This is a genomic window from Gorillibacterium sp. sgz306347, assembly GCF_059735245.1.
This window is the reverse complement of sequence record NZ_JCAPET010000008.1, coordinates 59,658-85,188: the sequence shown is the minus strand read 5'-3', so window position 1 is coordinate 85,188 and position 25,531 is coordinate 59,658. Positions and strand designations below refer to the sequence as shown.

At 54.9% G+C, this 25,531-nt stretch carries 27 protein-coding genes; 15 read left to right on the top strand and 12 right to left on the bottom strand.

Translation table 11 applies throughout. The annotated features are described in order from the left end of the window. The first annotated feature begins 17 nt into the window (after positions 1–17). From AC6I6H_RS06695 to AC6I6H_RS06685, 3 genes are all read left to right on the top strand, one after another. Positions 18–356, top strand: a complete 339-nt coding sequence (locus AC6I6H_RS06695) for a four-helix bundle copper-binding protein (protein WP_497952965.1) — start codon at positions 18–20, stop codon at positions 354–356. A gap of 224 nt (positions 357–580) precedes the next feature. Beyond that, a complete protein-coding gene (locus AC6I6H_RS06690; protein WP_497952964.1) occupies positions 581–1,870 on the top strand; it encodes an Nramp family divalent metal transporter in 1,290 nt (429 codons plus the stop codon). 70 nt (positions 1,871–1,940) lie between these two features. Continuing rightward, the gene (locus AC6I6H_RS06685; protein WP_497952963.1) at positions 1,941–3,482 is read left to right on the top strand and encodes an FAD-dependent oxidoreductase; all 1,542 of its coding nucleotides are present in this window, start codon (positions 1,941–1,943) and stop codon (positions 3,480–3,482) included. 88 nt (positions 3,483–3,570) lie between these two features. Here the strand turns inward: AC6I6H_RS06685 and AC6I6H_RS06680 are convergent, their stop codons facing one another. Then, a complete protein-coding gene (locus AC6I6H_RS06680; RefSeq protein WP_497952962.1) occupies positions 3,571–4,113 on the bottom strand; it encodes a hypothetical protein in 543 nt (180 codons plus the stop codon). Positions 4,114–4,240: 127 nt separating this feature from the next. Next, the gene (locus tag AC6I6H_RS06675) at positions 4,241–5,194 is read right to left on the bottom strand and encodes a Gfo/Idh/MocA family protein (protein WP_497952961.1); all 954 of its coding nucleotides are present in this window, start codon (positions 5,192–5,194) and stop codon (positions 4,241–4,243) included. A gap of 80 nt (positions 5,195–5,274) precedes the next feature. On the opposite strand from AC6I6H_RS06675, the gene AC6I6H_RS06670 reads away from it, so the two are divergent. Next, on the top strand, positions 5,275–6,240 hold the full coding sequence (locus tag AC6I6H_RS06670; RefSeq protein WP_497952960.1) for a helix-turn-helix transcriptional regulator: 966 nt from the start codon (positions 5,275–5,277) through the stop codon (positions 6,238–6,240). Positions 6,241–6,377: 137 nt separating this feature from the next. Here the strand turns inward: AC6I6H_RS06670 and AC6I6H_RS06665 are convergent, their stop codons facing one another. From AC6I6H_RS06665 to AC6I6H_RS06650, 4 genes are all read right to left on the bottom strand, one after another. Beyond that, positions 6,378–6,710, bottom strand: a complete 333-nt coding sequence (locus tag AC6I6H_RS06665) for a hypothetical protein (RefSeq protein WP_497952959.1) — start codon at positions 6,708–6,710, stop codon at positions 6,378–6,380. 1,084 nt (positions 6,711–7,794) lie between these two features. Continuing rightward, positions 7,795–8,223: a VOC family protein gene (locus AC6I6H_RS06660; protein ID WP_497952958.1), complete on the bottom strand. Its 429-nt coding sequence runs from the start codon at positions 8,221–8,223 to the stop codon at positions 7,795–7,797. A 249-nt stretch (positions 8,224–8,472) separates the two neighbouring features. Then, entirely contained in the window at positions 8,473–9,726 is a 1,254-nt protein-coding gene (locus AC6I6H_RS06655; RefSeq protein ID WP_497952957.1) for an MFS transporter, read from the bottom strand. 16 nt (positions 9,727–9,742) lie between these two features. Beyond that, positions 9,743–10,378: a TetR/AcrR family transcriptional regulator gene (locus AC6I6H_RS06650; protein ID WP_497952956.1), complete on the bottom strand. Its 636-nt coding sequence runs from the start codon at positions 10,376–10,378 to the stop codon at positions 9,743–9,745. A 166-nt stretch (positions 10,379–10,544) separates the two neighbouring features. Between AC6I6H_RS06650 and AC6I6H_RS06645 the strand changes: the two genes are divergently transcribed. The 4 genes from AC6I6H_RS06645 to AC6I6H_RS06630 all read left to right on the top strand — a co-directional run bounded on the left by AC6I6H_RS06645 (position 10,545) and on the right by AC6I6H_RS06630 (position 12,342). After that, positions 10,545–10,970 carry a DMT family transporter gene (locus AC6I6H_RS06645; RefSeq protein ID WP_497952955.1) on the top strand — a complete coding sequence of 142 codons (426 nt, stop codon included), beginning with the start codon at positions 10,545–10,547 and terminating at the stop codon, positions 10,968–10,970. A gap of 82 nt (positions 10,971–11,052) precedes the next feature. Next, the gene (locus tag AC6I6H_RS06640) at positions 11,053–11,556 is read left to right on the top strand and encodes a DMT family transporter (RefSeq protein WP_497952954.1); all 504 of its coding nucleotides are present in this window, start codon (positions 11,053–11,055) and stop codon (positions 11,554–11,556) included. A gap of 62 nt (positions 11,557–11,618) precedes the next feature. Beyond that, positions 11,619–12,059, top strand: a complete 441-nt coding sequence (locus tag AC6I6H_RS06635; protein WP_497952953.1) for a GNAT family N-acetyltransferase — start codon at positions 11,619–11,621, stop codon at positions 12,057–12,059. Between the two features lie 61 nt (positions 12,060–12,120). Next, positions 12,121–12,342, top strand: a complete 222-nt coding sequence (locus AC6I6H_RS06630) for a hypothetical protein (protein ID WP_497952952.1) — start codon at positions 12,121–12,123, stop codon at positions 12,340–12,342. Here AC6I6H_RS06630 and AC6I6H_RS06625 read toward each other — a convergent pair. From AC6I6H_RS06625 to AC6I6H_RS06605, 5 genes are all read right to left on the bottom strand, one after another. Then, on the bottom strand, positions 12,321–13,010 hold the full coding sequence (locus AC6I6H_RS06625; protein WP_497952951.1) for a sensor domain-containing protein: 690 nt from the start codon (positions 13,008–13,010) through the stop codon (positions 12,321–12,323). The two genes, AC6I6H_RS06630 and AC6I6H_RS06625, sit on opposite strands and share 22 nt — an antisense overlap. After that, positions 13,000–13,737, bottom strand: a complete 738-nt coding sequence (locus AC6I6H_RS06620; RefSeq protein ID WP_497952950.1) for a TetR/AcrR family transcriptional regulator — start codon at positions 13,735–13,737, stop codon at positions 13,000–13,002. The genes AC6I6H_RS06625 and AC6I6H_RS06620 overlap by 11 nt, the downstream gene beginning before the upstream one ends. A gap of 151 nt (positions 13,738–13,888) precedes the next feature. Beyond that, positions 13,889–14,197: a spore coat protein gene (locus AC6I6H_RS06615; RefSeq protein ID WP_497952949.1), complete on the bottom strand. Its 309-nt coding sequence runs from the start codon at positions 14,195–14,197 to the stop codon at positions 13,889–13,891. A 13-nt stretch (positions 14,198–14,210) separates the two neighbouring features. Further along, positions 14,211–14,399 carry a spore coat protein gene (locus AC6I6H_RS06610; protein WP_497952948.1) on the bottom strand — a complete coding sequence of 63 codons (189 nt, stop codon included), beginning with the start codon at positions 14,397–14,399 and terminating at the stop codon, positions 14,211–14,213. Between the two features lie 129 nt (positions 14,400–14,528). Next, positions 14,529–14,996 carry a TIM barrel protein gene (locus tag AC6I6H_RS06605; RefSeq protein WP_497952947.1) on the bottom strand — a complete coding sequence of 156 codons (468 nt, stop codon included), beginning with the start codon at positions 14,994–14,996 and terminating at the stop codon, positions 14,529–14,531. Between the two features lie 127 nt (positions 14,997–15,123). On the opposite strand from AC6I6H_RS06605, the gene AC6I6H_RS06600 reads away from it, so the two are divergent. Next, a complete protein-coding gene (locus AC6I6H_RS06600; protein ID WP_497952946.1) occupies positions 15,124–15,450 on the top strand; it encodes a KGG domain-containing protein in 327 nt (108 codons plus the stop codon). A gap of 168 nt (positions 15,451–15,618) precedes the next feature. Further along, positions 15,619–15,972: a DUF2512 family protein gene (locus tag AC6I6H_RS06595; protein WP_497952945.1), complete on the top strand. Its 354-nt coding sequence runs from the start codon at positions 15,619–15,621 to the stop codon at positions 15,970–15,972. Positions 15,973–16,040: 68 nt separating this feature from the next. Here the strand turns inward: AC6I6H_RS06595 and AC6I6H_RS06590 are convergent, their stop codons facing one another. Next, positions 16,041–16,943 (bottom strand): YqjF family protein, encoded by a 903-nt coding sequence (locus AC6I6H_RS06590; RefSeq protein WP_497952944.1) that lies wholly within the window; start codon positions 16,941–16,943, stop codon positions 16,041–16,043. 89 nt (positions 16,944–17,032) lie between these two features. Here AC6I6H_RS06590 and AC6I6H_RS06585 point away from each other — a divergent pair, with 89 nt between their 5' ends. The 5 genes from AC6I6H_RS06585 to AC6I6H_RS06565 all read left to right on the top strand — a co-directional run bounded on the left by AC6I6H_RS06585 (position 17,033) and on the right by AC6I6H_RS06565 (position 25,421). Further along, positions 17,033–18,355: a radical SAM protein gene (locus AC6I6H_RS06585; RefSeq protein WP_497952943.1), complete on the top strand. Its 1,323-nt coding sequence runs from the start codon at positions 17,033–17,035 to the stop codon at positions 18,353–18,355. 339 nt (positions 18,356–18,694) lie between these two features. Further along, positions 18,695–20,380 (top strand): ABC transporter ATP-binding protein, encoded by a 1,686-nt coding sequence (locus tag AC6I6H_RS06580; protein WP_497952942.1) that lies wholly within the window; start codon positions 18,695–18,697, stop codon positions 20,378–20,380. Between the two features lie 401 nt (positions 20,381–20,781). Further along, positions 20,782–21,147 (top strand): YidH family protein, encoded by a 366-nt coding sequence (locus AC6I6H_RS06575; RefSeq protein ID WP_497952941.1) that lies wholly within the window; start codon positions 20,782–20,784, stop codon positions 21,145–21,147. A gap of 127 nt (positions 21,148–21,274) precedes the next feature. Next, positions 21,275–23,920, top strand: a complete 2,646-nt coding sequence (locus AC6I6H_RS06570) for a PAS domain S-box protein (RefSeq protein ID WP_497952940.1) — start codon at positions 21,275–21,277, stop codon at positions 23,918–23,920. A gap of 244 nt (positions 23,921–24,164) precedes the next feature. Beyond that, complete coding sequence (locus AC6I6H_RS06565; RefSeq protein WP_497952939.1) at positions 24,165–25,421, top strand: MDR family MFS transporter; 1,257 nt, start codon at positions 24,165–24,167, stop codon at positions 25,419–25,421. Positions 25,422–25,531 lie beyond the last annotated feature (110 nt).

Genomic DNA, 25,531 nt, shown 5'->3' with positions numbered 1-25,531 from the left:
TCAAGGAGGGAACCCGAATGTCGCATGAACAGTACCAAGCCTGCATCGACGAATGCTTGCGCTGTATGACGGAATGCAATCACTGTTTTGACGCCTGTTTGAAAGAGGACCATGTCAAGATGATGGCCGAGTGCATCCGGCTTGACCGGGAATGCGCCGATATGTGCGCGTTTGCCGCCAAGGCGATGTCGCAGAACAGTCCCTTCGCCGCCCAGATTTGCCGGCTCTGCGCCGATATCTGCGAAGCGTGCGGAACCGAATGCCGCAAGCACGAGCACGAACATTGCCAGCGCTGCGCCGAAGCCTGCTTCCGCTGTGCCGAGGCTTGCCGGAAAATGGCCGCGGCGGCTGTATAAAGCCCATACAAAATCAAGAATCGAATGCAAACAGAAGCTTCCCGCCCGGGGAGGCTTCTGTTTGCATATACGGAATTTTTGCCTCCTGCGGGGACAAGCTAGTTAAATTTATTCTAAGATTGGGTTATTTACATTGAAGGGGAGAAGGGCTATAATCGAATAGAAAGTTGCGCTAGGTAAACAATTTGCGCTCAGTGCAAACTTTCGTTCGAGGAGAGGATCTCATGGAGAAAGAATACAGCAATTTCGATTTGCCGCGGTCCTTGGGTAACGGCCTTTCGCCGGAGCTGGCTTTGCACCGGAAAGCTGGACTTTTCAAACGGCTGCTGCCGTTTCTCGGCCCGGCTTTTATCGCCTCCGTCGCTTATCTGGACCCGGGCAATTTTGCGACCAATATAACGGCCGGCTCCAAATACGGCTATCTGCTGCTATGGGTTATCGCCGTCTCAAACCTGATGGCGGTGCTGATTCAATCGTTGTCGGCCAAATTGGGCATCGCCACCGGCAAAAATTTGCCGGAAGCGGCGCGGGACCGTTTTTCCCGGCCCGTCGCGGTGCTTCTCTGGATTCAAAGCGAGCTGGTGATTATCGCAACCGACCTTGCCGAATTCATCGGAGCCGCCCTGGGGCTGCACCTGCTTTTCGGGGTCGCCATGCTGCCGGCCGCTCTGATTACGGCCGCCGGATCGTTTGCGATCCTTGGCCTGCAGCGCCGCGGGGTTCGTCCGCTGGAAGCCGGGATCGCTGTCCTGATTTTCATCGTCGTGTTGTGCTTTACTCTTCAGGTCGTTTGGGCGCACCCGTCGGCGGGCGATATCGCGTCCGGCCTCTTTCATCCGCGTTTTCAGGGGACGGAGAGCATTTTGCTGGCGGCCGGGATTCTCGGCGCCACTGTGATGCCCCATGCGATTTACCTGCATTCCTCGCTTACCCAAAACCGGATCGTCGGCCGCAACGAGGAAGAGAAGAAGCGGATCTTCAAGCTGGAATTTGTGGACATTGTGATTGCGATGCTGATCGCAGGCGCGGTGAATATGGCCATGGTAGTCATCTCGGCCGCCTTGTTTTTCCGCAACGGCCTTCAGGTGGAGGACCTGACGGAAGCCTACCGGCAGTTCGGCGAGCTGGCCGGTCCGGTGTTTGCCGTCTCCTTCGCGCTTAGTCTGCTCATCGCCGGGTTGTCCAGCGCTTCGGTCGGCACTATGGCGGGGGATGTCGTGATGCAGGGCTTTATCAACAAACGGATCAGCCTTTATGTGCGAAGGGCGATCACGACCGTGCCGCCGCTGCTGATCATCTTGTCCGGCATCGACCCGACGCGCGCGCTGGTCCTCAGCCAGGTCGTGCTTTCATTCGGCATTGCGTTCGCGCTGATTCCGCTGCTGCTCTTTACGTCAGACCGGCAGCTCATGGGGAGCCTCACGAACCGGCGTGTTACCTCGATTGCTGGCTGGTGCATAGCCGCCGTCGTCATTGCGCTGAACCTGTTTCTGGTCGCGGATGTATTTCTTTGAAGCGCGGTAGATAGAAAACCGGGAGAGTGGGTAAGTTATCCAAAAGACAAACTTTTGGAGGGAAGCTTTCATGCCTCAGCCTGACGCCTTTTCCGCTTTTCCCGAATTTCCGGAATCGTACTGGCTCAAATCCGCCGAACAGCCGCATTTTCCGGTGCTTCACGAAAACCTGGAAACCGATGTGGCGGTTGTGGGTGCGGGCATTACCGGCTTAACGACCGCCTGGCTTTTGGCTAACCGGGGATACCGCGTAGCAGTTCTGGAGGCCGGACGGATTCTGCATGGCACGACCGGGCACACGACCGCCAAAGTGACGGCCCAGCACGGACTTATCTATGACGAGTACGTCCGGCGGTTTGGCAAGGAAAAAGCCGCTCTGTATTACCAGGCCAACCGGGACGCCATCGCGTTCATCCGGAAGACCATCGACGAGCTGCAAATCGACTGCGATTACACCGAAGAAGACGCCTACGTGTATACGCAATCCGAGAAGGAGTTGAAAAAGCTCTCGGCGGAACACGAGGCGTACGCCGAGCTGGGCATTCCGGGCGGCTTTGTGGACACCACGCCGCTGCCTTTTGCGGTAAAAGGGGCGGTGGTGATGCGCGGTCAGGCGCAGTTTAATCCGGTTCCGTACTTGAAGCGCATTGTGGAAGCGTTCCTTGCCAAAGGAGGCCGGATTTTCGAGCGGACGACGGCGCAAAAGCTGGAGAAGGGAACGCCGGCCGTGCTCAAAACGCGAACCGGCGCCGAGGTGACCTGCAAATATGTCATTTCCGCCTCGCACTTTCCCTTTCAGGACATCACCGGCTTTTATTTTGCCCGCCTTTATGGCGAGCGTTCATACGCGGTGCTTGGCAAAACGGCGGAGCCGTTTCCGGGCGGCATGTACTTGAGCGCGGAAAATCCAACCCGCTCCCTGCGGGCGGTAAACGTGGGGGGCGAAACGCAGGTCCTGTTTGGCGGAGAAGGCCACAAAACGGGTGACGGCCCCGACACCTTCCGGCATTATGAAGCGCTGAAGGCGTTCGGGGAGGAGACGTTCGGCCTGAAGGAAATCACGTACCGGTGGTCGGCACAGGACCTGTTCACACTGGACAACCTGCCGTATATCGGCGAACAGGCAGCGCAATCGCCGCATCTGCTGCTGGCGACCGGCTTCCGCAAATGGGGCATGACCAACTCCGCTGCGGCTGCGCAGCTGCTGGCGGACATCGTGGACGGGAAGGAAAATCCGTACCGCGAGCTGTTCTCGCCGTCCCGTTTCCATCCGGCGTCGGATACCAAGTCCTTTGTCGTGCAGAACGCCGACGTGGCCAAGGAGTTTGTGGCCGGGAAAATCGGCCTGAAGCACGGAGAACCGGACGAGCTTGGCAACGACGAAGGCGGCGTGGTGCGGGTCAACGGAAAACGGGCCGGTGCTTATCGGGACAAAAGCGGGGAGCTTCACCTGGTGGATACCACTTGTACCCACATGGGCTGCGAGCTGGAGTGGAACGCGGCGGAGCGCTCCTGGGACTGCCCCTGCCACGCTTCCCGGTTCACGTACCAGGGCGAAGTGATTGAAGGACCGGCCAAAAAACCGTTGGCGCGTGTACAGGAAAACGAATAGCCTGGCGGCATGAAACGAAAAGCCCTCTATATCGGCGCGCAATAAGCGAACGCCGGATATAGAGGGCTTTGTTTGTGAGAAGCAGGGATTACTTCTTGACTTCTTGCACGCCGGTTACTTTGGAATCGGCATCGACCGAAGAAGAGGCTTTGTACTCATCGTTGGCATAGTAGACGTTGCCTTCGATCGTGGCTTTCACGACCTGGAAGCCGTTGGCTTCTACATAAACGTCGCCGACAAAGGTGCCGCCTTGAATGCGGGCATTTTCACTCTTGACGGTAAGCTTCGGAGCCGTCAGTTTGAAGGAAGCGGTGATGTTGTGATCTGCATCCTGCGTGTAGAGGGCGATCTTGCGCGCCGGTTTGTCCTTGTTGGTGAATTCGCCTTCCAGAACGAGGTCTTCGTCGATGGTGAGGTCGTTCAGAGTTGCGGCGATCCAGGTGCCGTCCTTGCTGATTGCTTTCTTGAAGGCGTCCGCGTTATTGACGACGGAAGCGGACACATTGGCATCAACTGCTGTGGATGCCGCAGCCGTGGGCTGTGCCGATTCTTTGCTTTCTTCTTTGCCGCCGCAGCCGGCAAGCAGGGCGATGGCCATCGTGGCCGCGATGAATCCGGTAAGCTTTTTCATAGTGGTTCTCCCCCTAAAATAATTATTTATCTGTCGGGATAATCATATAATGATCACTATGAAAATAATGTGATTTAATTCACAACATTTCGTTTTTCTTTCTGTTAGTCAGCCGGCTCAGCGAACGTCAGCGGCTTTGGCTTAACAGCCTTTCCCGCAGCAGAAGCCCGGTTTCCAGGGAAGCCGCCGCCGTCTCCAGCGCAAGCACCGAATCCGACCCGTCGAGAAAGCAGGCGACGGCGTGTTCAATGACCGCCTGGTAGGGATTTACCCGTTCGAGCTCCAGCTCGCGCATCCCTTCGTCCGTGTATTCGAGCAGCCGGGCCTCCGAGTGGCTCGGGCTATCGATTTCCCGGTATACCAGCTTCGCGTTTTCGAAATAGGCTTCAAAGGAAACCGTAAACGGGTAAGCTTTCGGCATGTGGGAGGAAGCGGCGACCTCAACGCGCGTATCGCCAAAATGGAAAAGCGCCTGCACAAGCGACCGGGTTTTTTCGTTGTTTTCCGTCCCCCAGACGCTTTCCGGCTCTCCCTTACCGAAGATCCAGTTCATAAAATCAAGCTCATGAATCATCAGGTTGGTAGTGATCGTTTCCAGGCCAAGGGAGCCCCACAAAGGCGGGGTTTCCCGTTTGAGCGACAGAGAGAGCAGATTGCCGTACATTTTCTCACAGATTGCGCGCTGCAAATAACGGTAAGCCCATTCGAACTTGATGAACTGGTTGACAAGCACGCGCTTGCCGCTTGATGCTTGCGCCTGCTTGATCTCCTCCGCTTCCTCCCGGTTCAGGCAAAGCGGGATTTCGCAGAGCACGTGCTTCCCGTTCGCCAGCGCCTCCAGCACATAACGGCTGTGCAGCGAATTGGGCAAGCATACATGAACCGCGTGGATATCCTTGTCCTGCAAAAAATCGTCCGCGCAAACGGATGTCTCCACGCCGAGCGAACGGTTCAGCTCCGCGAGACGGGTTTCATTCCGTCCGAAAACGGCCACCCGGCCAACCCTTTTTGATTGCTTCAACAGCTCGGCGTGATAAGCCCCGAACCCGGTCCCCAATACGGCAACGTTTAACAAAATCATCACTCCTCCTTTTGTTGTTACTTATGATACACTCTCATTGTTGACAACAGACTGTCAGGAATTAAAGGAGGCCGAATCGGATGCGGATGCATCGGCTGATCGCCATATTGCTGCTTTTGGAATCGAGAGGGAGGCTTACAGCCGCGGAGCTTGCCGAAGCGCTGGAAACCTCGGTCCGTTCCGTCTACCGGGACTTAGCCGTATTGTCGGAAGCCGGCGTTCCGATCGCCGCGTCATCCGGCCCGGGCGGCGGCATCCGGCTGATGGAAGGCTACACAGTAAGCATGAAGCAGTGGAACGGGGAGGAGCTGATCAGCTTGTACCTGTCCGGAATGGGGATACCGGCGGAAGGCCCGGCAGATGCGGGAATGAAGCTGAAGAACGCTCTGCTGAAGCTGGAAAAGACGCTGCCGCCCCGGTTCCAGGCGGACATCGGAAAAGCCAAAAGGCGGTTCCACTTTGATAACACCCCATGGTGGCAGGAAAAAAAGCCGGTTCCCTGCCTGGAGGCGATCCGGCAAGCCGTTTGGGGCTCCTTTCGTATTGAAGCCGATTACCGCAAGGCAGACGGAAGGGTTTCCGTACGCTTTCTCCATCCCTATGGTCTGGTGGTGAAAGATGCGGACTGGTATCTGATCGCATACTGCGAATCGGCACAGGAAGCACGAATTTTTAAATGCGAACGAATCGCAAACGTCCGGCTGACGGGCGAGAGCTTCGAATTGCCTGCGGATTTCTCGGCGGAGGAGCTGTGGAAAACGCGCGAGGGGTTGTTCAAGCAAGCCTGCCGGGATGCGGAGGTTTATCCGGTCGTCTTGAAGCTGGACAAGCGTTACCGGGAAACGGCGAGCCGGATGCTGGAGGTATTGGAGGCCGGAGAAAGCGGAGGGGAGACGGTTGCTTTAACCGTCAACCTGTACGACCCGGACAGCGCCCGCCGGGAAATTTTGAACTGGCTAGGGATAGCGGAAGTAGCTGCCCCGGCGTCTCTACGGGAATTCGCCTGCGGGAGGCTGGAGGCGCAGTTGAAAGCATACGGAGGATAGCTGAGGACCTCCTTGCTTACTCTGGTCGAATACCGCATCACGAGCGATGAAGGGAGACCGCGCACGAACGAGCGGACAATGGAAAGAGCCCCTAACCTGGAAGGGAAGGGGCGAGCTTGTCCGTTCGGTTGCCGGTATTACTGAAAGCTTCTCGGCTGATAGCCAAAACCGTCTTGCTGCGGCTGCGAATAGGGACGGTATTCGTTGATGGCGGGAGCGGTTTGAACGGCTTGGCGGCAAAGCTGGGAAATTTGCTGAAGCTGTTGAATCGCCAGTTGGTGACCATGGAGGGCGTTTTGAATGATTTGAACCGCCTGCCGTTCTTTCTGGGCGATTTCCTCCAGCTTGATGGCGTTTTGCTGCTCCTGCTGCAGCATTTGCTGGTACATTTGCGTCGATTGCTGGGTTTGATTGACAAGGTGCTGAACGATTTGCTCGCATTGCTGAAGCTGGCTGATCACTTGGTTCATTTGGGCTTTCGCTCCTTTTTCGGTTCGTTTTCTTGCGTGCTTATTTTGCCTTCTCCTCGCAATGGTATTCAGGTGCAGAGCATGAATTTCGGGCGGTATCAGCCGGAGTAATGCCACAAACGGATGATTAATGGAGTGAAACAAGCTGGAGGAGGACGAGGGGATGGAGTATAAGGTTTACATAATAATAAATATGTTAACATATAACTTTTTATATTAATATTTAATGGGGTAAATAAAAAACGGCCACGAGGAAGCGGATGAGAACCCTCTCAGAACCTCGAAAGGAGGTATCCCGGCTCGGCTTCTCCAAAATCATGAGGAGGGCCGGATGCCGGGGGGCTCAGGCTGTCGGGAAAGTCTCGATAACCTTTTTAATGCGAATTAATCTTATTCGGCACCGCGTTAATGTTGATGCTATCGAACAACCACTTTTCTTAGCCATTTCTACGGCATTCGTTCCGAACGTCAATCGGAGCGGAGCGGGATATCCAAACCCATCTGGCTTACCGGTGGTTTCGGAGACCAGTGCCCCTTCCGACATCGTCGTTTGGAAAAGAACGACAAGGTAGCGGGCCGCTATCGGCAAAAGGTCGGCGGATGCGAAATTCTCAATAACCAGACGGCTTCGCGCTGGCAGGGCGGGGCAATAAGTGCGAAATAGCAATTAATTTTATTATTTTTAGCTGTTTTCGACCAAATAGGTACGAAAAAGCAACTGTTTCTTCCGTTTTCTCCGAATATCGTTTGTTTAGCCGGAAATAAGTGCATGTGTGGAATTATTTTGCGATTGGAACAAAAAACCATCGAAATAAGTGTCGCTGTGCACCTATTTGCCCTCTTTTCCCTGGTCATTGTTGGCTTGTGACCCGCCACTTGCTAGTTTCGGCCAAGAAAGCAGAGGCCAGAGGGAGGATGAGCGAGGTAAACGGGGGCGTTGATGACGTTAGCCGTCCAGAACATGAAGAGGATGGCGACCTGCCAGGATCGAGGAGAGCTAAACGGAATATCCCCTCGTTTTTCCACGGGGTTTCTCGACAGCCTGAGCCTCCCGGTATCCGGGAGGCTTCCTTTGTCCAAGCCGTCAAGATAGCGGCTGTTCGACCATGATTTGAAACGTGACGCCGAATTGGTCGGTGACGCTTCCGTATCCGGCGCTGAAATGAGTTTCCTGCAGCGGCATGCCGACCTGGCCGCCGTTTTCCAGGGCGGAGAAGATCCGCTTGGCTTCCTCCATGCTGTCTGTAGTGAGGCACACCGTCACCTGATTTCCGAGCTGATACGGCTGGCCCGGAAACGTATCCGAGAACAGAAGGTCCGTTTGGCCGACCTTCAAGTTGGCGTGCCCGATGCGGCCCTTCACGTCATCCGGCAGCGGAAAATCCGGGTTTTCGGGCATTTCACCGAAGGTTTGGACAAACTGGACTTTCGCATTTAGCGCGTGCTCGTAAAAAGCGATGGCTTCCGTTGCATTCCCGTTCAGCACAATGTAAGGATTTAAACGGACTGTCATGGGCGGGCTCGACTCCTTTGCGTTTTTATTTGCCTGATGCACTCCTTCGACAATCCGGGCGCTCTGATATACTTCTTTGCCCGGAGAAGACAGCCAAGCGGGAAAGCGGCTTTTGCCGTATCTTCCTTCATTATTAACCCGGCCTTCGCCGGTTGATACGGCCGGATTGGCATCCTGTCGAAAAAAGCCTGTTTGGCTGCCCGGCTGGCAGTTCGAGAAGTACCGGAGGAAGTCCCTATAAGGCCTACTTCAATTGAATGGCTTCGGCACAACCGCCCTTTTCAATTCGAGCCGGAAAGCTGCGAAGTAAAGAACACTGACGGCCGCCGTGCCGAGGCCGAGGAGATAATACAGCCAGCTAACCGAGAGATAAGCGGGAAAAGCGAACGAGACAGCGCCCAGCGCCAGGGAATGTCCCAGCATCATAACCGGGTCGGTCAGCGCGTTGACCTTGCCCATTTGGCCGGGGGCGACCAGCTCGGGCAGCCAGCTTCCGAGCGCAACGTTGACAGGCGCGAGGCAGATGCCGGCAAGAAGAATAAGCGGGAGGTAAATGGCGATCCGGTCGGCTGCGCCGAGCGCCGTGATGAGCAGACTGGCAAGCGCAAGTCCCGCGACCAGCATCACCGGCCGGGAAAACTTGCCGATCAGCCATGTGCCGGCTGTGCTTCCGACGAGAAACCCGATGCCCAAAAAAATCGTGACAAGCGGGGAATAGACCATAAACTCTTCCGGACTGAGCTTGTATTTCATCGTAAAAATCGGAAGCACCGAAAATACGCCGTTCACAATGCCGAAAAAGAGAAAGCCGGACACCAAAACCCGCAAGGTCCGGTATCCGGCCAGGTAGCGGACACCGTCGCGAAAATCGCGGAGCACCAGCACAAGCCGGAGGTCGCGAATCCGGTTGAAGCCGTTCGGCAAGCGCGCCTCCTCCGGAAACTTGCCTCCGTACAGCAGAAGGCCGGAGATGAGGAAGCTGGCCATATCCAGCAAAATGGCGCCACCAATCCCGACAAAGTGGTACGCAATTGCCCCGAAACTCATTCCGAATAACATAAAAATGCCCAATACCGTCTGATTCAAGCCCGCCGCTTGAACGTAATGCTCCGGCTTCACGCAGCCTTGCAGCAGCCCCATTTCGGCCGGAGCGAAAAATTTGGACACGGCGCTGCGCAGGAACAAGAGCAGAAAGCAGAGCGGCAGCCACTGCAGATGGACCGCCAGCAAAAGCATAAGCGTCAGTCCGGCCCGCAGCCAATCGCTCCAGGCGGCAATTTTTCGACGGTCGAACAGGTCGGCAGCTACCCCGACAAACCAGAAGACGGCAAGGGTCGGCAGGGAATACATAAGCTCGGCCAGTGAAGCGAGAGCCGGACGGGAGGCAAAGCGGTCGACCAGGTAGTACGCGAAGGCCATGTTTCCGATAACCGTTCCGAGCTGGGAGGTAAACGCGGCGAGAAAAAGCCGGATAAACAGCGGATTGCGAAATAGGGAACGCATAAAGATTCCTCCTGTTCTAGTCGGACAATGCGCCGCCGGTGAGCCGAAGAAGCAGGCGAAGATAGGCGGTCAGCGCGGCAAACTGTTCGGACGTCCACGCCCGCTCCGGGCCGACGGCGATCGTATGGGTCATGATGCCTTCCTGAAAGGAACCGACGATTCGGGCGATAAGAGGGAGCGGCAGCTCGGGGTCGAATTCGCCACGCTCGGTTCCGATCCGCAGAAGACGCTCCACCCGTCCCATGCCGTCCTCATACCGGCGCAAAAGTCGGGCCCGCCGCGACTCATCCCGCCACCCGGTCAGAAAGTATTCATAAAACGCCGGAACCATGCTGCCGGAGCCTTCTTCCGTCAATCCGGTCATATCGGCTTGGAACAGCTTCTCGAGCAGTCCCCAGATGCTTGCTTCCGACTCCAGCAGGCGCTCCAGGGACATCTCATAGTCCCGGTCCATCTGATCCAGAAGGGCTTCAAAAATTTCGTCCTTGGTTTGAAAATACAGATAAATCCAGCCCCGGCTCATTCCTGCCTCTTCCACGATATCTTTGAGCGAGGCGGGCTCATATCCCTTGGCGATGAAAACCCGCTTGGCCGCTTCAAGAATTTGCCGGATTCGTTCTTCCTTTTGTGCGTTCGAGATTTTTGGTGACATGACATAACTCCTCTCAAAATGAACCGCCTGTCATTTATAATAATGACACGAGGTTCATTTTGCAAGCGCAGAATTTTTCTTCGCAAAAGTCGAGGACAGATGTCCTTTTTTTCGCCGGCTTCTTTTCTTTTAATAAGAACAGACGAAAAAAGGGGAGAGAGGCTTCATGAAAGGCTGGTTGTTTGCATTTTTGGCGGGGGGCTGCATTACGCTTCAGGGAGTGGCCAACTCCCGGATCAGCAGCGATCTGGGAACCTGGACCGCGACAAGCATCACCCAATTGACGGGTTTTCTCGTGGCGTTGGCCATTCTGCTTGTCGTCCGGGACGGAAGCCGCACCGGGCTGAAGAAGGTAAATCCCGTTTACATGGCGGGAGGCGCGTTTGCGGCGGTGATCATTTTCAGCGAGGTGACGGCCATCCACCGGATCGGCGTCACGTTTACGATATCCGCACTGCTGATCGCACAGCTTTGCATCACCTTTTTGGTCGATTCCAACGGATGGTTCGGCGTGGTCAAGCAGAGGATGAAGGCTCCGCATTTCATCGGCATCGGGCTGATGATCGCGGGCATTCTTATTTTGAAGGCGTGACCGGGAACGGAATAGCCGTCTGAACGAACAAAATTTAACCAAAACCCGGAAATCCGGAAACCTTACATGGAGGAGATACGTTATGGTAATGGGGTTGTTTCTAGCTCTGCTCGCAGGGGTCATGGTTGGCGCTCAAAATGTATTCAACAGCAAAGTCAATGAACACGTCGGCTCCTGGGCAAGCACGACGATCGTTCTTGGTACGGGGTTTGCGGCTTCTTTTATCGGGTGGCTGATCCTGGAGGGGCCGGGACAGTTTTCGCTCCAGCATATGAAACCGTGGTATTGGTTTAGCGGCGCGATCGGGGTTGTCCTGGTGTACTGTCTTATGCAGGCGATCAGACGGCTTGGCCCGACGTTCGCCGTTTCCGTCGTGATGAGCTCGCAGCTCGGGTTTGCGCTGCTGTTTGATTCCATGGGCTGGCTCGGCCTTGAAAAAGTGCCGTTTACCTGGAAACAGGTCGTTGGAGTCGCCGTGATTGCGGCGGGAATTTTTGTATTTAAAACGGGCGGCACCGGCGAAAGCCGGAAGCCGGTTTTGTCGGGTAGCGGCGCGGTGAAGCTCCACTGCGAAAAAACCCCTTAAGCCAAAACCCGCTTCCGCAGCACTTTGTTCAAGAGCCGGTGCCGGAAGGAGCTATCCGCGTTATGCTGTTAAAGGCCATTGAGAAGGGCCCGAGTCCGGTCGATTCAACCAGGTGGGAGTACCCTCTGTGCCGGGAGATCCATCGTTCTCAAAACGAATACTACGGGCAAGTCGGTTATCAACCGCCCTGGATCGGATACTTTGCGCTGGTTCACGGGACGGTAGTCGGGACTTGCTCGTTTAAAAGGGCTCCGCGAGAAGGCAAAGTGGAACTGGCCTACTTTACCTTTCCTGAGTTCGAAGGAAACGGGTACGGCACGCAGATGTGCGCCCAGCTCACAGGGATCGCCAAGACGGTGCGGCCTTCCTTGATGATTGCTGCGCGTACGCTGCCGGAAATGAATGCCTCCGCATCGATCCTTCGCAAAAACGGGTTCGTTTGTACGGGAACGGTATGGGATGAACAGGACGGCGAGGTTTGGGAATGGGTTTTTCAAGGATAAGGAAGGGGGTTTGTTTTTATGTGGGAAACTACATATCTGGCCGGTTCGCTGCAGGTTCACTATGCGGAAGGGGGACGTCCGGACGGAGCGCCGCTTCTTTTGCTGCACGGCGGCTCTTCGCGCTGGCAAAGCTTTGCGGAGCTTTCGCGTCATCAGGCGGGCCGAGGCGGTCAAGTTGAACGGCATCGGCCACGCCCTGCATATGCAGGACAAGCACCGCGTTCTTGCGGAGCTGCTTGCATTTGCGGATAAGCTTGCGGATCAGGCCGGAATATCCGAATGACGCCCTGAGCCGAGTGGAGCCGGCTGCGGCGGGGAAACCAGCCGCAGCCAGGCGACATAGAAACGGCCGAAGGAGCGGAGGAGCGGAGGAACAAGCATAAGCATGGCAACGCCGATGCCCGCCGAAACCCAGGAGCGCTGCAGCAGGGACAGCTGCGGCAGCAGCACCTCCATCAGCCAGTCGAAGGAATACAGCGGGAAGTCAAACAAGCGGCTGCTGACCAGATAGACCGCAGGCGACAGCAGGGTTCCCGCCGCCACGGCGGGAATCGTGACGGCCAAGGTAAAAGCGGCGATGCCGACGGGAAGCTGGCCGAAGCCGAACAGCAGCGTACGGAACGCGGCCGGATGCCAAAGCACGCCGAGCATGGTTTGCCAGCTCGCTCGCAGCGGAAACCGGATGGCCGCGAAGTCTGCTAATGCGGTTTTTGCCGGGATGGCCGCGTCAGTTCTGCGACCGATCGCCCAGCCGTCCGCCAGCCGGCGCTCGGCTTCCAGCATCCCGCGGCATACGAGAACCGTCCAGGTCAAAACCGGCAGCCCGATCCAGAACAGCGCGAGAGGCAATCCAGCGCATATACCCGCAACGGCGATCCCGAATACGGCAATACCTTTCGGCAGTGCCAGCAGAAGGAGCTTCCAGGCTCCAAACGCTTGTTTAAGTTTCATCTTGTTCTTCCTCCCCGTGTCTCCTCGTACCGCTTTCCATAGTTTGCTCCCCAAGCAGGGTCATCAACGCCGCATGCAGGCTGTCCATCAGGTCGGGTATGCTTTCCCGCACGCTTTTTTGCTCTGTGTCCCCGATTATGCCGGCGAAGCTCTGCTCCAAGGTAGCTTCCCGGATCAAGCCTCCCAGCGCAACCTGAACAAATAGCAGGATTTCCTCCAGCGGCTTTTGCGGGTGCAGCCGTCCCGCTTCGGCCGCGGTTTTCATATACGCAAGCAAAGCCTCGCCTGCGCGTTGAAAGCCGCTCTCGGAAGCGGGCCCCGCCTCCCGGCGTTCGGCTTGCTCCTTTATGCGCTCCGGATTGATCATGTACATCGCATTCAGGTGGTAAGCCAGCCGGGCGTACCCGTTATCAAGCGAGGCGGCGATTTCTTTGCCGAGGCATTGAAACAAGCGGCGCAGCGCCGTCTTGGGGCTTTGATTTGGGTCATTCAACGACTGAAAGGCTTCCTGCAAGTCGATCCGCGTTTCAAAGCGGCCGGCAAGACCGAACCACACTTCGTCAATATTGGCGAAATAGGCGTAAACCCCGCCTTGGCTGAAGCCCGTTTCGCGCACAATGTCCTTCATGGTAATTTTATGAACAGGTTTTGAGCCGCTTAGCGCAAGCGCCGCATCGAGAATGGCATTTCGTTTGTCCTCCCGCTGCTGCTCGCTGATTTTCGGCATTTCGTTCTCTCCCAACCCAAAAACGACACATTGTCGTTTATTTTTGTTTATCTTACCGGATGTGGAGACGCGCGTCAAAGAAAAAGTTGGAAATAATCAAAGAAAACCCCTGCGCAGAGCGCAGGGGTTTGCCGGTATTCTCCGGCTTTGGTTACTTCTCGGTCAGAGAAAGGGCGATATCCGCTTTTTTCTTGTCATGCTCGATTTGGTTCTCAAGATTGTATGGATGATACAGTTCATTTTCAATCATGTAATCCGCAATTTTCTGATGGGTGTCGATGGCGGTGTCCAATTGCGCTTTCAACACCTTGCGTACCTTTGGCGTCGCGGTTTCGGTCAAAGCGATGGCATAGGTGCGCACAGCCGCTTTGGCGGAAAGGAGCATATCGGTGGCGATGGCCAGATCGTCCATAGGCTCAACCGCCTTCACGAGCATTTCTTTCGTCTTGGAAGCGGGCATGGTCAAAACCTCCTTATCCCATAAGTTTTTTAAGTTCCTCAATGGCCATGGAAGAGTTTTTCAAATCGGCTTCAATCAGCTTTTTCAGCTTGTCGTCCTTTGCCAGTTCCAGCATGGTCGCAGCTTTTGTGGCGCAGGATGTTTTGAGCGTCAACAGTTCATGAATCTCCAACAGCTCGTGGGCTGCAAGTTCTTTCGCCATGATCGCTTCGCCTCCTTCTGGTCGGTAATGGGCAACGGTATCTAATTACCCTTCTTTCCGCGAACGAAACCCGAATCATGGCTGCTAGTTCCCGCTTTTCCGGCAATAGGGACTTTCGGGAATGGTCCATCAGCCGGTATGATGCTTTTGATGCAGTGCCTTCAAATCCTGTAAAGGATCATGAAGCGGGAAATACTCAATGCCGACAAATCCGTCATAGTCCATTTGCTTAATGGCGTCGAAAATCGAATCGTAATTTAACTCGCCGATGTATAATTCATGCCGGCCCGGCACCCCTGCTCCTTGAATGTGGCCGACCTCGCGAATCCGGTTCTGGAGCCGGTGCAGCACGTTGCCCTCCATGATCTGGACGTGATAGATGTCATAGCAAACTTTGACAAGGGGATGGCCGATATCTTCCACAATGGAGAAAGCTTCCTCGGAGGTGTTCAGGTAAACGTCCGAAAGCTCTTTGTCCACCGTGGTATTCAAAGGCTCCAGAGCGGTCATGACCTCGTATTCTTCCAGAATGGGAATCATGAAATCGCTCCTTTGCAAGATTTTTTTTCGAGTTTTCCTTACCCTTTTAAAACGCACACGCTACAAACGGTTTTTGGTTGGTGGCTCGCTTTTTTCGCGAAACGTGACATGTTTCAGAGCTAAAGGATCGGGTAAAGTTACGGTGCACCACGATAACTCAATACCCGATAAGGAGGAATTCGAAATGGCACAAGACAACCGCAATGGAATGAGCCGTGAAGAAGCAGGACGTAAGGGTGGAGAGGCGACAGCCAGAAACCATGACCGCGATTTCTATGAGGAAATCGGCCGCAAGGGCGGCGAAGCAACCTCCGAAAGCCACGATCGTGACTTTTATGAGGAAATCGGCCGTAAAGGCGGCGAAGCGACCTCCGCTAGCCACGACCGCGACTTTTACGAGGAAATCGGCAGCAAAGGCGGACAGGCCCGCAGCGACAGCGACGGCATGAGCCGCGAGGAAGCCGGCCGCAAAGGCGGACAAGCCCGCGCGCGCCAGCGCAATAACGACTGATCCGGCTTTTTTATGAAAAATTGATTTTTTCCCATAGAACGAAGGCCAGGCGCTTGGATAAAGGCCTGGCCTTCTTCTTTCCCGGGCCTTTGCAGGAGGCACAGCCTGCATAAAAACGGCCACCCGGTAAAAGGCTAAAACAAACTCAAGGAAAGGCAGTGATAGCACGTGGAAAAGATTTTGGTGAAGCTGCTCGTGCACGGCGTCCTGGTAACCCTGCTGCTCGTCGGACTGTCCAACGCCTCTTACGGCACGGCGATCACCGCCGCGCTGGTCATCGGTATCGTTGCTTATCTCGTCGGCGATCTTTTCATCCTGCCGAGAACCAATAACTTTGTGGCAACGGCGGCGGACGCCGGCCTGGTGCTGATCATGCTTTGGGTTTTCCGCGAGGCCATGAACTGGACCGAATTAAGCTTTGGAGACATGCTTATCATTACGGCCGCTGCGGGAGTATTTGAATACTTTTTTCACATCTGGCTGCTCCGCGATCATCAACCCGTCAAAAAGCAGCAAGCCTGAAAAATGCAGTCCGATCATAGCCGATGACGAGAAAAAAGACTCCGCCAGGAAATCCGGCAGGGTCTTTTTTAGCGTGCGACGGGATGGGGCGGCCAGAACAAAACCTCAAGCCGGCCGGTATACGTAAGAAGAGCGGGGGATAACGAATGCTCCACGCCGAATGCTTGCGGCATAGTGTTCGTTTCCAGCTCCAGCTCAGCCTCTTGCAGCGGCCAAGGGAGATGGTGGATCACACCCCGAAACACGTTGCCTTGTGCATCCGCGGAATATAAGCTGTAACGTTCCGTCAGCCAGTGAAGAAGCGTGCCGGGCGCTGCGTGAAACACCTCATTGCCGGCAGGCCGATAGCTTCCCGCAAAGCTCCATTCCGGCCGCTCCTCAGGACCGCGGACGCTGCGGTAGTGGAAAGATCCGTTTTCCTCGCGGACCGTCATCCTGGCATGGCGATAAGGCAAATGCGCCAGAAGCCGCGCTCCCGCGACCGCCAAACGGCTGGAAGCGTCCAGGTTCAGAAAATATACTCCCGGTATGCCGTCACGCCGCACATAGGTCCGGAAATTTAACTCCAGGAAGCTCCCCGCGAAGGGGAAAGGCGGGAGCCCCCGTAGGCGTAAAGGATCGACACGAAACGGCGATAAGCTGATCCAGGGCCGCCCCTGCCAGGTTTCAAGTGTCAGTTCTTTTGGCACATAAGGAGCCAATCCTTCTTCACGGACGGGCCAATGGGCAAAAAGAAGCTCCTTCCAAGTCTGTTTCATGACCCAGGGCATATCCGGCAAAGGAAAAGGACGGTGGGCGGTTTGTTCGAGAATGCGGCGATTTTGCACGGCAACCCCTCCTTGGAAGTAAACCCGTAAGAAACATGTGGACTTATACCCGATTTCCCCCCCAATGGAACATAGGTTAACAAGAACGACAAATAAATATAACAAATATTTCATAATTAAACAGAAAAATAGATAAACATACATAGATACTATTGCTAGAAATAAAAAATATTGGTATAAATGGTCAAAAGAATACGTTTCGCCACGAAGCTGATTTTTAGGAGGCGATCACATTGAAACCGTCGTTTTACAATTTTTTCTTTCCTTATGCCGAAGACAGCTCCAAGCTCATCGCTTACAATGCGCGCACCAACGCACTGGCGCTGCTGGACCGGGACAAGCATGAATGCTTCGAACGCTACTGCGCCGACGGAACGCCGATTGAGGACACCGTCTTATGGGAGAGCTTGCAGCAGGGCGGGTTTCTTGTCAAAGAATCGTTTGACGAGCGCCAGCTTCTGCGATACGAGATGCTGAACAGCCGTTTCTCCTCCCACACCCTCAGCCTGACCATCGCCCCGACTTCGGACTGCAACTTTCGCTGCGTATATTGTTATGAAAAGGACAGCATCCGGCCCTCTTACATGAATGAAGCGACCCAAGACCAGTTAATTGATTTTGTGCGGAATCACGCGGGGGCGCTGGAGGAACTGAACATCACCTGGTATGGCGGCGAACCGTTGCTCGCGCTGAAAACGATTGAGCGGTTGACCGGAAAGTTTCTTGAAATCTGCGAAGAAAACCGTATCCGCTACTACGCGGGAATGGTGTCAAACGGCTATCTCTTGTCGGCCAAAACGCTTCGGCGGCTCAAAGAGCTTCAGGTATCGTTCCTTCAAATCACCATAGACGGAATGCGCGAAACGCATGACCGCCGTCGTCCGCTTGTCGGAAACCGTCCGTCGTTCGACGTAATCATGACCAACCTGCAAAAAGGACTCGAGCTGCTGCCGGACGTTTCGCTCCGCATCAACATCGACAAGGAAAACCGGGACGCCGGCCACGAAATCGCCCTTTATTTGAAAGAGCTCGGGTTAAGCGGTCATGTGAATCCTTATTTGGGAAAGGTGGAGAATGATAATCTGACTTACGCCGAGACGGCTTGTCTGGACTCCAGCGAGTTTTACCGGATCGACTATGAGCATATGAACGAAGACACGCCGCAAGAGCGGGTCGCGGACCGTTTTCCCAAACGGTTTACGAATTACTGCGGAGCCGACTTCAAAAATTCCTATGTGGTTGACGCCGACGGAGGCCTTTACAAATGCTGGTCGGACATCGGCATAGCTGAACGGAAGATCGGCGACCTACAAAGCGGGGTTGATTTCGGCCATCCGCTTTACCGCGACTATATGCTGTTCGATCCCACGGAGCTTGAAGAATGCCGCGACTGCAATTTGCTGCCCATCTGTATGGGGGGCTGCCCGTTCAAACGGGTGAAAGACCCGGCAAACAAATGCTCCATGTACAAGTATGTCCTTGAGGAATATCTGGCAGCGATCGCGTCCGCGCTCAAAAAACAGCAGCAAGCCGCCGAGCCGTTGCCGGTTCCATAAAGCTTGTCAGCCTTCTCCGCGATTAGGCGACTTCAGGCGAAGGGAGGTGGATGAAGATGGAATTTCTGGTGAGCTCGGTCGTTCCCCAAGGAACCTGTGTCGTTTTTACCTGTTATGCGAACTGCGGTACAAACTGTATCGCTAAATGCTCGACGTTCTGCGGCTCGAAAGCCAATTGCGCGCCCGGCCGTCCCGGATCGGTCTAATTCAGGCGAAAGCATTTCACTGGAAAGCGGAGAAGGATTTCGATAAGAAAGCGGCGGACGGGACGGCTTGTACCGTCCGCCGTATCATTTCATCGCCTCTGTGGCGGATTTGAAAACCGGGAGTGGATCGCCTGTGGAGCTGTTTCGGTTTTGCATGCCCTATTTGAAGCGCCGGGCGGGAATGCTGCTGATTTATCTGGCGCTTTCCGTAATCATGAGCCTGATGACCCTTGCGGTTCCCTACCTGACCGGCAGCTTTATCGACCGGCTTGTCAGCCAAGGGGGCACGGATTTTCTGCTGCGTTTTTGCATGCTGTTCGCCCTCATTACCTTCGGAAGACTGCTGCTCGGCTATGTCGCGCAGATCATATATACCAAGATGCAGAGCCGGACGGGTTACGAGCTGAACCGGGATATGATCAAGCATATCCAGGACGGCTCACTGACCTATCTCAATCAAAACGACAGCGTTTACCTGAATCAGCGCATCAATAACGACGCCAACCTGGTTGTTATCTTCTGCATGACCGCGATCCCCGAAACGCTGGTCAACGCCGTAACGCTCGGCGTGCCGTTCGTGCTCATGTTGCAAATGAATCCCGCCATTACACTGACGCTGTTCAGTTTGCTTTTGCTTTATGTGGGCTTGTATTACCTCTTCCGCGCCCCTTTGTTCCGGTCCCGGCTGACCTTCCTGGAGCATCAGAGCCGGTTCTTCTCTCACTTGAACGAGCAGCTGGATTACATGCGCTTTATGAAGCTTCACGGACTGGAAGAACGCTTCCGCAAGCGGCTGGACCCTCATTTCGGCGGCCTCCTCAAAAGCGCGCTGTCTTATCAGAAGGTCTCTTACCTGTTCTCGGGGCTGGACAATCTGGTGGTGGCGATATCCAGCGTGGTGCTGTTTGTTATGGGCGGTCTGCAAATCGCCTCCGGTTCGTTTACCATCGGACGGTTTACGATGTTTTACAGCTATTTCGGCATGATGATCGGAGCCGCGCGTTACTTTTTCAATCTGGGCAAGAGCTATCAGGATCATCTGGTCTGTTACCGGCGGCTTCAGGAAGTCGAGGCGCAGCCCGAGGAAACGAACGGAGAAGAGGACCTTCCTGAAATCGAACGGATCGAAGCGCGTTCGCTTGCCTTCTTCCACGGGGATAGACAGGTGCTGAACCGGACGGAGCTGGCATTTGCCAAAGGCAGGCTGTACGGCGTCATCGGGGCGAACGGCTCCGGCAAATCGACCGCGCTTCAGCTTCTTTTGGGAATGTATATTGATGAGCACGAAGGGACAATCGCATATAACGGAAGGGATATCCGGGAGCTTGACATGAAAGGCATTCGCCTTCGGCGGATCGGGGTTTCCGAGCAGGAGCCCGCTCTGCTTGCCGATACCATTCGGAATAATTTGCTGACGGACGAGGGCAGTCCCATAGAAGAACAGCGGCTTGACGCTCTGCTGAAGCTGTTGAACCTGAACACTCTGGTGGACAAGCTGCCGGATGGTCTGGACACCATGCTTTTGGAGCAGGGCGGCGGCCTGTCCGGAGGAGAACGCCAGAAGCTGTCGATTCTTCGGGTGCTGTTGAAGAATCCGGACGTCATGGTGTTTGACGAACCGACATCGGCTCTGGACCAGGACACCGTGCACAAGCTGCTCGCCTACCTGACGGAAATCCGCCGCGACAAGCTGATCATCGTCATTACGCACACGCGCGAGGTTTTGGAAATTTGCGATGAGGTATACGTTTGCAGCCAAGGACGGTTTGCCCGGTGGACCGGAACGGAAGACGCGGTACCGGCCGCAGCTGCCGAATAATGGCAGCATGGTTTTTTTGAGTGATTCGCGGCAAACCGCCGGGAGGCTGCTCCGGTTTTACCTGCGGAGTGAACATCGGGCCCGGCTCAATTTTCGCTTGTGCCGGAAAACTGTCCTGAACACAACATCCGTTTCAGAATGCTCTTGTCCCTCCTCAGTGACTGGAGCGGAAGGTGACGGTCCGGGAAGTGCTCTGCAACGTAAACGGCGATGAACATTGCGAATATGAAATCCGATTTATCAATTGAGGCATTGCTTTCCATCAGCCGTCCGGGAACCGGGGCGGTTTTTTTTTGTTTCGGCCGGGGGTGCTGCCTTTGGGATTGGCTGTTTGTGAATTGGGTTATTTTAAATTAGAAGAAAAGCATCTTTTCAATTGAACCCTGGAGAGGAGGAGCAGGATGGAGAACCCTTTGGAGGATTCCAAGCTGGTTCAGCAGCATCTGGCGAATGAGCGGACTTTTTTGGCTTGGGTGAGAACGAGCATCGCCATTATCGGCCTGGGTTTTCTGGCGGCGGGCCTTGTGTTTCGCTCCGAAAGTCTCGCCTCGTTCGGTCACATCGCGGCCTCCGCAGGCGGAATCGGAGCCGTTCTGCTGGGGGGAATGATCCTGTTTCAGGCGACGAAAGATTATCATCGCAAGCAGAGGGAAATTAGCCAAGGCATGTTTACCGCCCGGTCGGTTCCGGTAATCATGCTTGCCTGTGCCATGGGAATCATCTGCGGTCTTTTGATTTTGTTGGTTGTGCTTATGCTTTTTGAATAAAATGCGATTCATTAATAAAAAATGGGGTATGAAACAACTAATCTGTCTGTTAAACTTGTCACGAAACATTCAAATGTCCTTCATATCACCTTGCGGATCTACGATACATCACGGAGGGGTGTTTCCAATGCAGCTTCATTTCGAGGCCGATCATCACAAAATGTTTGAGCAAATGTTTCGACACGCCCCCATCGGCATCGCGTTGGCAGATCCCGAAGGCCGCTGGGTAAAGATGAACCCGGTTTTTTGCAAAATGCTGGGCTACACGGAACAGGAGCTGCTGGGGAAGTCCTACAAGGACATTACACTTCCGGAGGACCTGGCGGATAGTGAGCGTTACAAGGCCGGCATGCTGGGCGGGTTCGAGAACGAAGGGCCGTTGGAAAAACGGTATATCCGAAAAGACGGACGCCTGCTGTGGGTATCCCTTCGGGTTTCGGTTGTCCGCCGCGAGAATTCTGACGAGCCCTTGTATTCCATCATCCATGCGATTGACATCTCCGAACGGAAAGCGAATGAGCAGAAGCTGCTGAAAAGCGAAGAAATGTTCCGTCTTATTTCGGCGAATGCGCAGGAAATTATCTATATAGCCTCCCCGGACGGCGTTTGCCGGTTTTGCTCCCCTTCCATCCGCCGGCTGCTCGACTACGAACCGGAGGAAGTGATGGGACGTACCAATTTCGAGCTGTTCCACCCGAACGACTACAAGAAGCTGCAAAGACAAAATCGGGTCGGCAGCTTGCTGCGGCTGAGAATCCGGCATAAAAACGGCACGTACATATGGTTTGAGGCCACTTATAAAAGGATAGGCGACGGAGATAGCGAGCAGCAATTTCTGGCCATTGGACGCGATATTACCGAACGGAAAAGGTTCGAGGAGCTCAACGCGGAAACCGCGCGAATTGCCTCGATCGGCAGCTGGGAGTGGGATTTGACGACCGATGAACTCACCTTCTCCGATCAGGTCGGTGAAATCTTCGAGCTGTCCGCCCCGTTCAAGCGTTATCGCGCCGGAGAAGTTCTGAAACGCATGGACGCAGCCGACTCGGCGGCTCTGAGGGAAAAGATCGAGCTTGCCAAAACAGGCGAAGCCTTGGACTACGAGTATAAGCATGTCAGCGCGGACGGCAGCGAAAAATATTTGCACCTGCGGGGAATTGTCACGTTTGGGGAGCCGAACCGGCCGGTTCAGTTCCGAGGAACGCTGCAGGACATCACCGAACGCAAAAAGGTCGAATTCGAGCTTCAGGAATCGGTGGAACGCTATACTTCGCTAAAAAAATACAATCACGATGCGATCATTTCCTTCCATATGGACGGAAGGATCCGCAGCGCCAATCCGGTGGCCGAAAAAATGACCGGTTATCCGGTCTCCGCCATGACGGGCACCAGCATTTCCCGTTTTATTGGAGACAGTAACCTAAGGCTGATCCTGAACGGGGACTACGAGGCGGCTGAGCAAAACATCGACACCATCGGGCACGCCAACGGTCAGAAAACCGAGGTATTGGCAACGCTGGCGCCGATTATCATTAACGAAACCGCTGCGGGCTTCTACCTGATTGCCAAGGACATCACCGAGCAAAAAAAGCTGCTGATCGCCAAGGAAGCCGCCGAACGGATGAATCAGGCGAAAACTGAATTTCTGGCCATGATGAGCCACGAAATCCGCACCCCCATGAACGGGGTCATCGGCATGGCGGATCTTTTGCTGCATACGGAGAGCTTGAGCGAGGAGCAGCGGGAATACGTCGAAATCATTCAAAAAAGCGGGGATGCGCTGCTTGCCATTATCAACGATGTGCTGGATTTCTCCAAGATTGAAGCCGGCAAAACCGTTCTGTCCCATGAACCGTTTGTGGTGGAGGATGTGGTCAACCAAACCCTCGACATGGTGAGACCGAACATTCTCCAAAAAAAATTGTCCGTCCGGCTTTCCATCGACCCCGGAATTCCGACGCCCGTCTTCGGGGACGCTTACCGGCTCAAGCAAATCTTGACCAATGTGATCGGCAACGCGGTCAAATTTACGGAAACGGGCGGCGTGGAGATCGACGTGCAGGCGGTCGAGCAGACCGCTTCCGACGTGCAGCTTCGCTTTCGGGTGAGGGATACGGGAGTGGGCATACCGGAGGAGAAACGGGTGTATTTGTTCGAGCCGTTTCAACAGCTGGACAACTTTATGACCCGGAAGCACCAGGGGACTGGACTGGGCCTTGCCATCAGCAAAAAGCTGGTGGAGCTTATGAACGGAGACATCTGGGTGGAGGATGTCAAAGGACCGGGCACGGCTTTTGTCTTCACGGTTCGGCTTTCGGCCGGTTCGGCCGATGGAGCAAATCCGGCCGCTGCCGAAGCGCTGGCCGTGAATCCCGACGCGCTGCGCATCCTGATTGCGGAGGACAACGAGGTCAACCGTCTGGTTTTGTATAAAATGCTGGCAAAAGAAGGCCATTTGATTGATCAGACAGCAAACGGGCGGGAGGCCGTCGAAGCAGTAAACCGGCGCAAATACGACCTGCTGTTTATGGATGTGCAGATGCCGCTGCTGAACGGGTTTGAAGCAACCCGGGAAATCCGGGAGTCGCTTCCGCCCGAAAACCGGCCCTATATCGTCGCGGTTACCGCCAATGCGTTAAGAGGGGACCGGGAGCGCTGTCTGGAGGCGGGTATGGACGCATATATCAGCAAGCCGCTCAAGAGCGAGACAATCGCTCACGTTATTGAACAATATAAAACAGAGCGGCAAAAGCGGGATACGGTCCCGTCTTGACCGTCAGCCATAATGGAATAACAAAATACGCACCAAAAAGACGCTTCCCTTGGGAAGCGTCTTTATTAAGCGGGGGAATGTATGTTCGGTAGAGGGGACAATCAAACGAAGCCTGCCTCTATTCGATTTTCATATTAGTAGTATAACCGATGCGAAAAAAACAGTCTATCTTTTTTTTCCAATCTGCTCTATTGTGTGAATACCCGGCCGGGCATTCAGCAAGAAGATGAAAGAGGAGGATAAGGTGCAGAATCGGATATGGAACACCAATCTCAAGGTTCGCCTTCTGGGGGAAGGCTTGTTTAACATGCTGTTCTGGATGTACTTCCCGTTCATCACGGTTTATTTCGGCGCTGCACTCGGCAACCGGACGGCCGGGCTCCTGATGACGGTGCCGCCTGTTTTCGGTATGCTCGGAAGCCTTGCGGGAGGCGCGCTGGCGGACCGGTGGGGACGCCGCCCGGTCATGCTTATGGGCACCCTGCTGCAAACCGCCATGTTTGTCATGTTTGCCGTCTCGCCGTCTCATTGGCTGGACTACGCCGCCTTTATCGGCATCGGCATCGGCGGCGCGGTTTACCGGCCGGCGAGCACGGCCATGGTGGCCGATCTGGTTCCCGCCGAGCGCCGCCGCGAGGTCTTCGCCACGTTTATGACCTCCAACAACATCGGCGCCGTACTGGGGCCGGCTCTCGGCGGCATCTTTTTCTTTCAGCACAGGCAGGGACTGTTATGGACCTGCGCGCTGGTCCTGACCGTTTATCTCATCGCCATCTGGTTTCTCGTGCGGGAGACGAGGCCCGAGGCGTCCGTCGCTCCGGAGGCTGCGGGTGCTTCAAAATCCGTGCCGGCTGTTTTTCTGGAGCAGTGGAAAGGCTACGGCGTCATCCTTCGCGATAAAATCTTTCTGCTTTACTTATTGGCCGGCATTTTCTCGCTGATTCCGATTATGCAGCTGGATCTTTACCTGCCGGTGTATGTATATGCCAAGGTTCCCGCCCAGCCGCTTTTTACATGGAACGGCCAATCCTTTATGCTCTCCAGCACCGAAATCTATGGCTGGCTGGTCGGCTTTAACGGCCTTCTGTTTGTGCTGTTCATTCTTCCGGTCACCAAATGGTTCGGCAAATGGCGGGAGCGGAACGTGTTTGTATTGTCCTCGCTTTTGTCCGGCGTAGGGACGTTTCTCGTCGGCGTGTATTCCAACATCTGGTACCTGTTCTTTGTGACGATTCTGTTCACCTTTGGCGAAATGGTCCGCTCTCCGGTAACCCAAAGCTTTATCAGCCGCTATGCGCCGGAGAACGCAAGAGGACAATACATGGGCGCGGACAGCCTGCAGAACACAATCAGCAAATTTCTGGCTCCGCTTACCGTATTCCTTTCCGCCTGGGTCGCTCCGATGGGCATTTTCAGCATCATTCTGGCGTTTTCTTTGGTTAGTGTCGTTCTGTACGTGCTGCTGTTTCGGATTTATCCCGAACCGGCGGCGGAAGGATAAGCACTCTTCCAGCGCGCAGGTTTTGAAAGCAGCGGGGGAGCGGTACGGAAGAAGACGGGATAGCCCGTCTTCTTCTTTTCTGTCGGAAGATGGTATACTTGACCAAAATG

Bases quoted from the DNA above. Each gene is read 5' to 3' on its own strand.
- AC6I6H_RS06570 (WP_497952940.1), top strand. From the start codon at position 21,275: ATGCAGCTTCATTTCGAGGCCGATCATCACAAAATGTTTGAGCAAATG.
- AC6I6H_RS06670 (WP_497952960.1), top strand. From the start codon at position 5,275: ATGCGGATGCATCGGCTGATCGCCATATTGCTGCTTTTGGAATCGAGA.
- AC6I6H_RS06640 (WP_497952954.1), top strand. From the start codon at position 11,053: ATGGTAATGGGGTTGTTTCTAGCTCTGCTCGCAGGGGTCATGGTTGGC.
- AC6I6H_RS06615 (WP_497952949.1), bottom strand. From the start codon at position 14,197: ATGCCCGCTTCCAAGACGAAAGAAATGCTCGTGAAGGCGGTTGAGCCT.
- AC6I6H_RS06645 (WP_497952955.1), top strand. From the start codon at position 10,545: ATGAAAGGCTGGTTGTTTGCATTTTTGGCGGGGGGCTGCATTACGCTT.
- AC6I6H_RS06650 (WP_497952956.1), bottom strand. From the start codon at position 10,378: ATGTCACCAAAAATCTCGAACGCACAAAAGGAAGAACGAATCCGGCAA.
- AC6I6H_RS06630 (WP_497952952.1), top strand. From the start codon at position 12,121: ATGCGGAAGGGGGACGTCCGGACGGAGCGCCGCTTCTTTTGCTGCACG.
- AC6I6H_RS06690 (WP_497952964.1), top strand. From the start codon at position 581: ATGGAGAAAGAATACAGCAATTTCGATTTGCCGCGGTCCTTGGGTAAC.
- AC6I6H_RS06620 (WP_497952950.1), bottom strand. From the start codon at position 13,737: ATGCCGAAAATCAGCGAGCAGCAGCGGGAGGACAAACGAAATGCCATT.
- AC6I6H_RS06695 (WP_497952965.1), top strand. From the start codon at position 18: ATGTCGCATGAACAGTACCAAGCCTGCATCGACGAATGCTTGCGCTGT.
- AC6I6H_RS06665 (WP_497952959.1), bottom strand. From the start codon at position 6,710: ATGAACCAAGTGATCAGCCAGCTTCAGCAATGCGAGCAAATCGTTCAG.
- AC6I6H_RS06625 (WP_497952951.1), bottom strand. From the start codon at position 13,010: ATGAAACTTAAACAAGCGTTTGGAGCCTGGAAGCTCCTTCTGCTGGCA.
- AC6I6H_RS06600 (WP_497952946.1), top strand. From the start codon at position 15,124: ATGGCACAAGACAACCGCAATGGAATGAGCCGTGAAGAAGCAGGACGT.
- AC6I6H_RS06635 (WP_497952953.1), top strand. From the start codon at position 11,619: ATGCTGTTAAAGGCCATTGAGAAGGGCCCGAGTCCGGTCGATTCAACC.
- AC6I6H_RS06590 (WP_497952944.1), bottom strand. From the start codon at position 16,943: ATGTATGTTTATCTATTTTTCTGTTTAATTATGAAATATTTGTTATAT.
- AC6I6H_RS06575 (WP_497952941.1), top strand. From the start codon at position 20,782: ATGGAGAACCCTTTGGAGGATTCCAAGCTGGTTCAGCAGCATCTGGCG.
- AC6I6H_RS06675 (WP_497952961.1), bottom strand. From the start codon at position 5,194: ATGATTTTGTTAAACGTTGCCGTATTGGGGACCGGGTTCGGGGCTTAT.
- AC6I6H_RS06655 (WP_497952957.1), bottom strand. From the start codon at position 9,726: ATGCGTTCCCTATTTCGCAATCCGCTGTTTATCCGGCTTTTTCTCGCC.
- AC6I6H_RS06610 (WP_497952948.1), bottom strand. From the start codon at position 14,399: ATGGCGAAAGAACTTGCAGCCCACGAGCTGTTGGAGATTCATGAACTG.
- AC6I6H_RS06685 (WP_497952963.1), top strand. From the start codon at position 1,941: ATGCCTCAGCCTGACGCCTTTTCCGCTTTTCCCGAATTTCCGGAATCG.
- AC6I6H_RS06680 (WP_497952962.1), bottom strand. From the start codon at position 4,113: ATGAAAAAGCTTACCGGATTCATCGCGGCCACGATGGCCATCGCCCTG.
- AC6I6H_RS06660 (WP_497952958.1), bottom strand. From the start codon at position 8,223: ATGACAGTCCGTTTAAATCCTTACATTGTGCTGAACGGGAATGCAACG.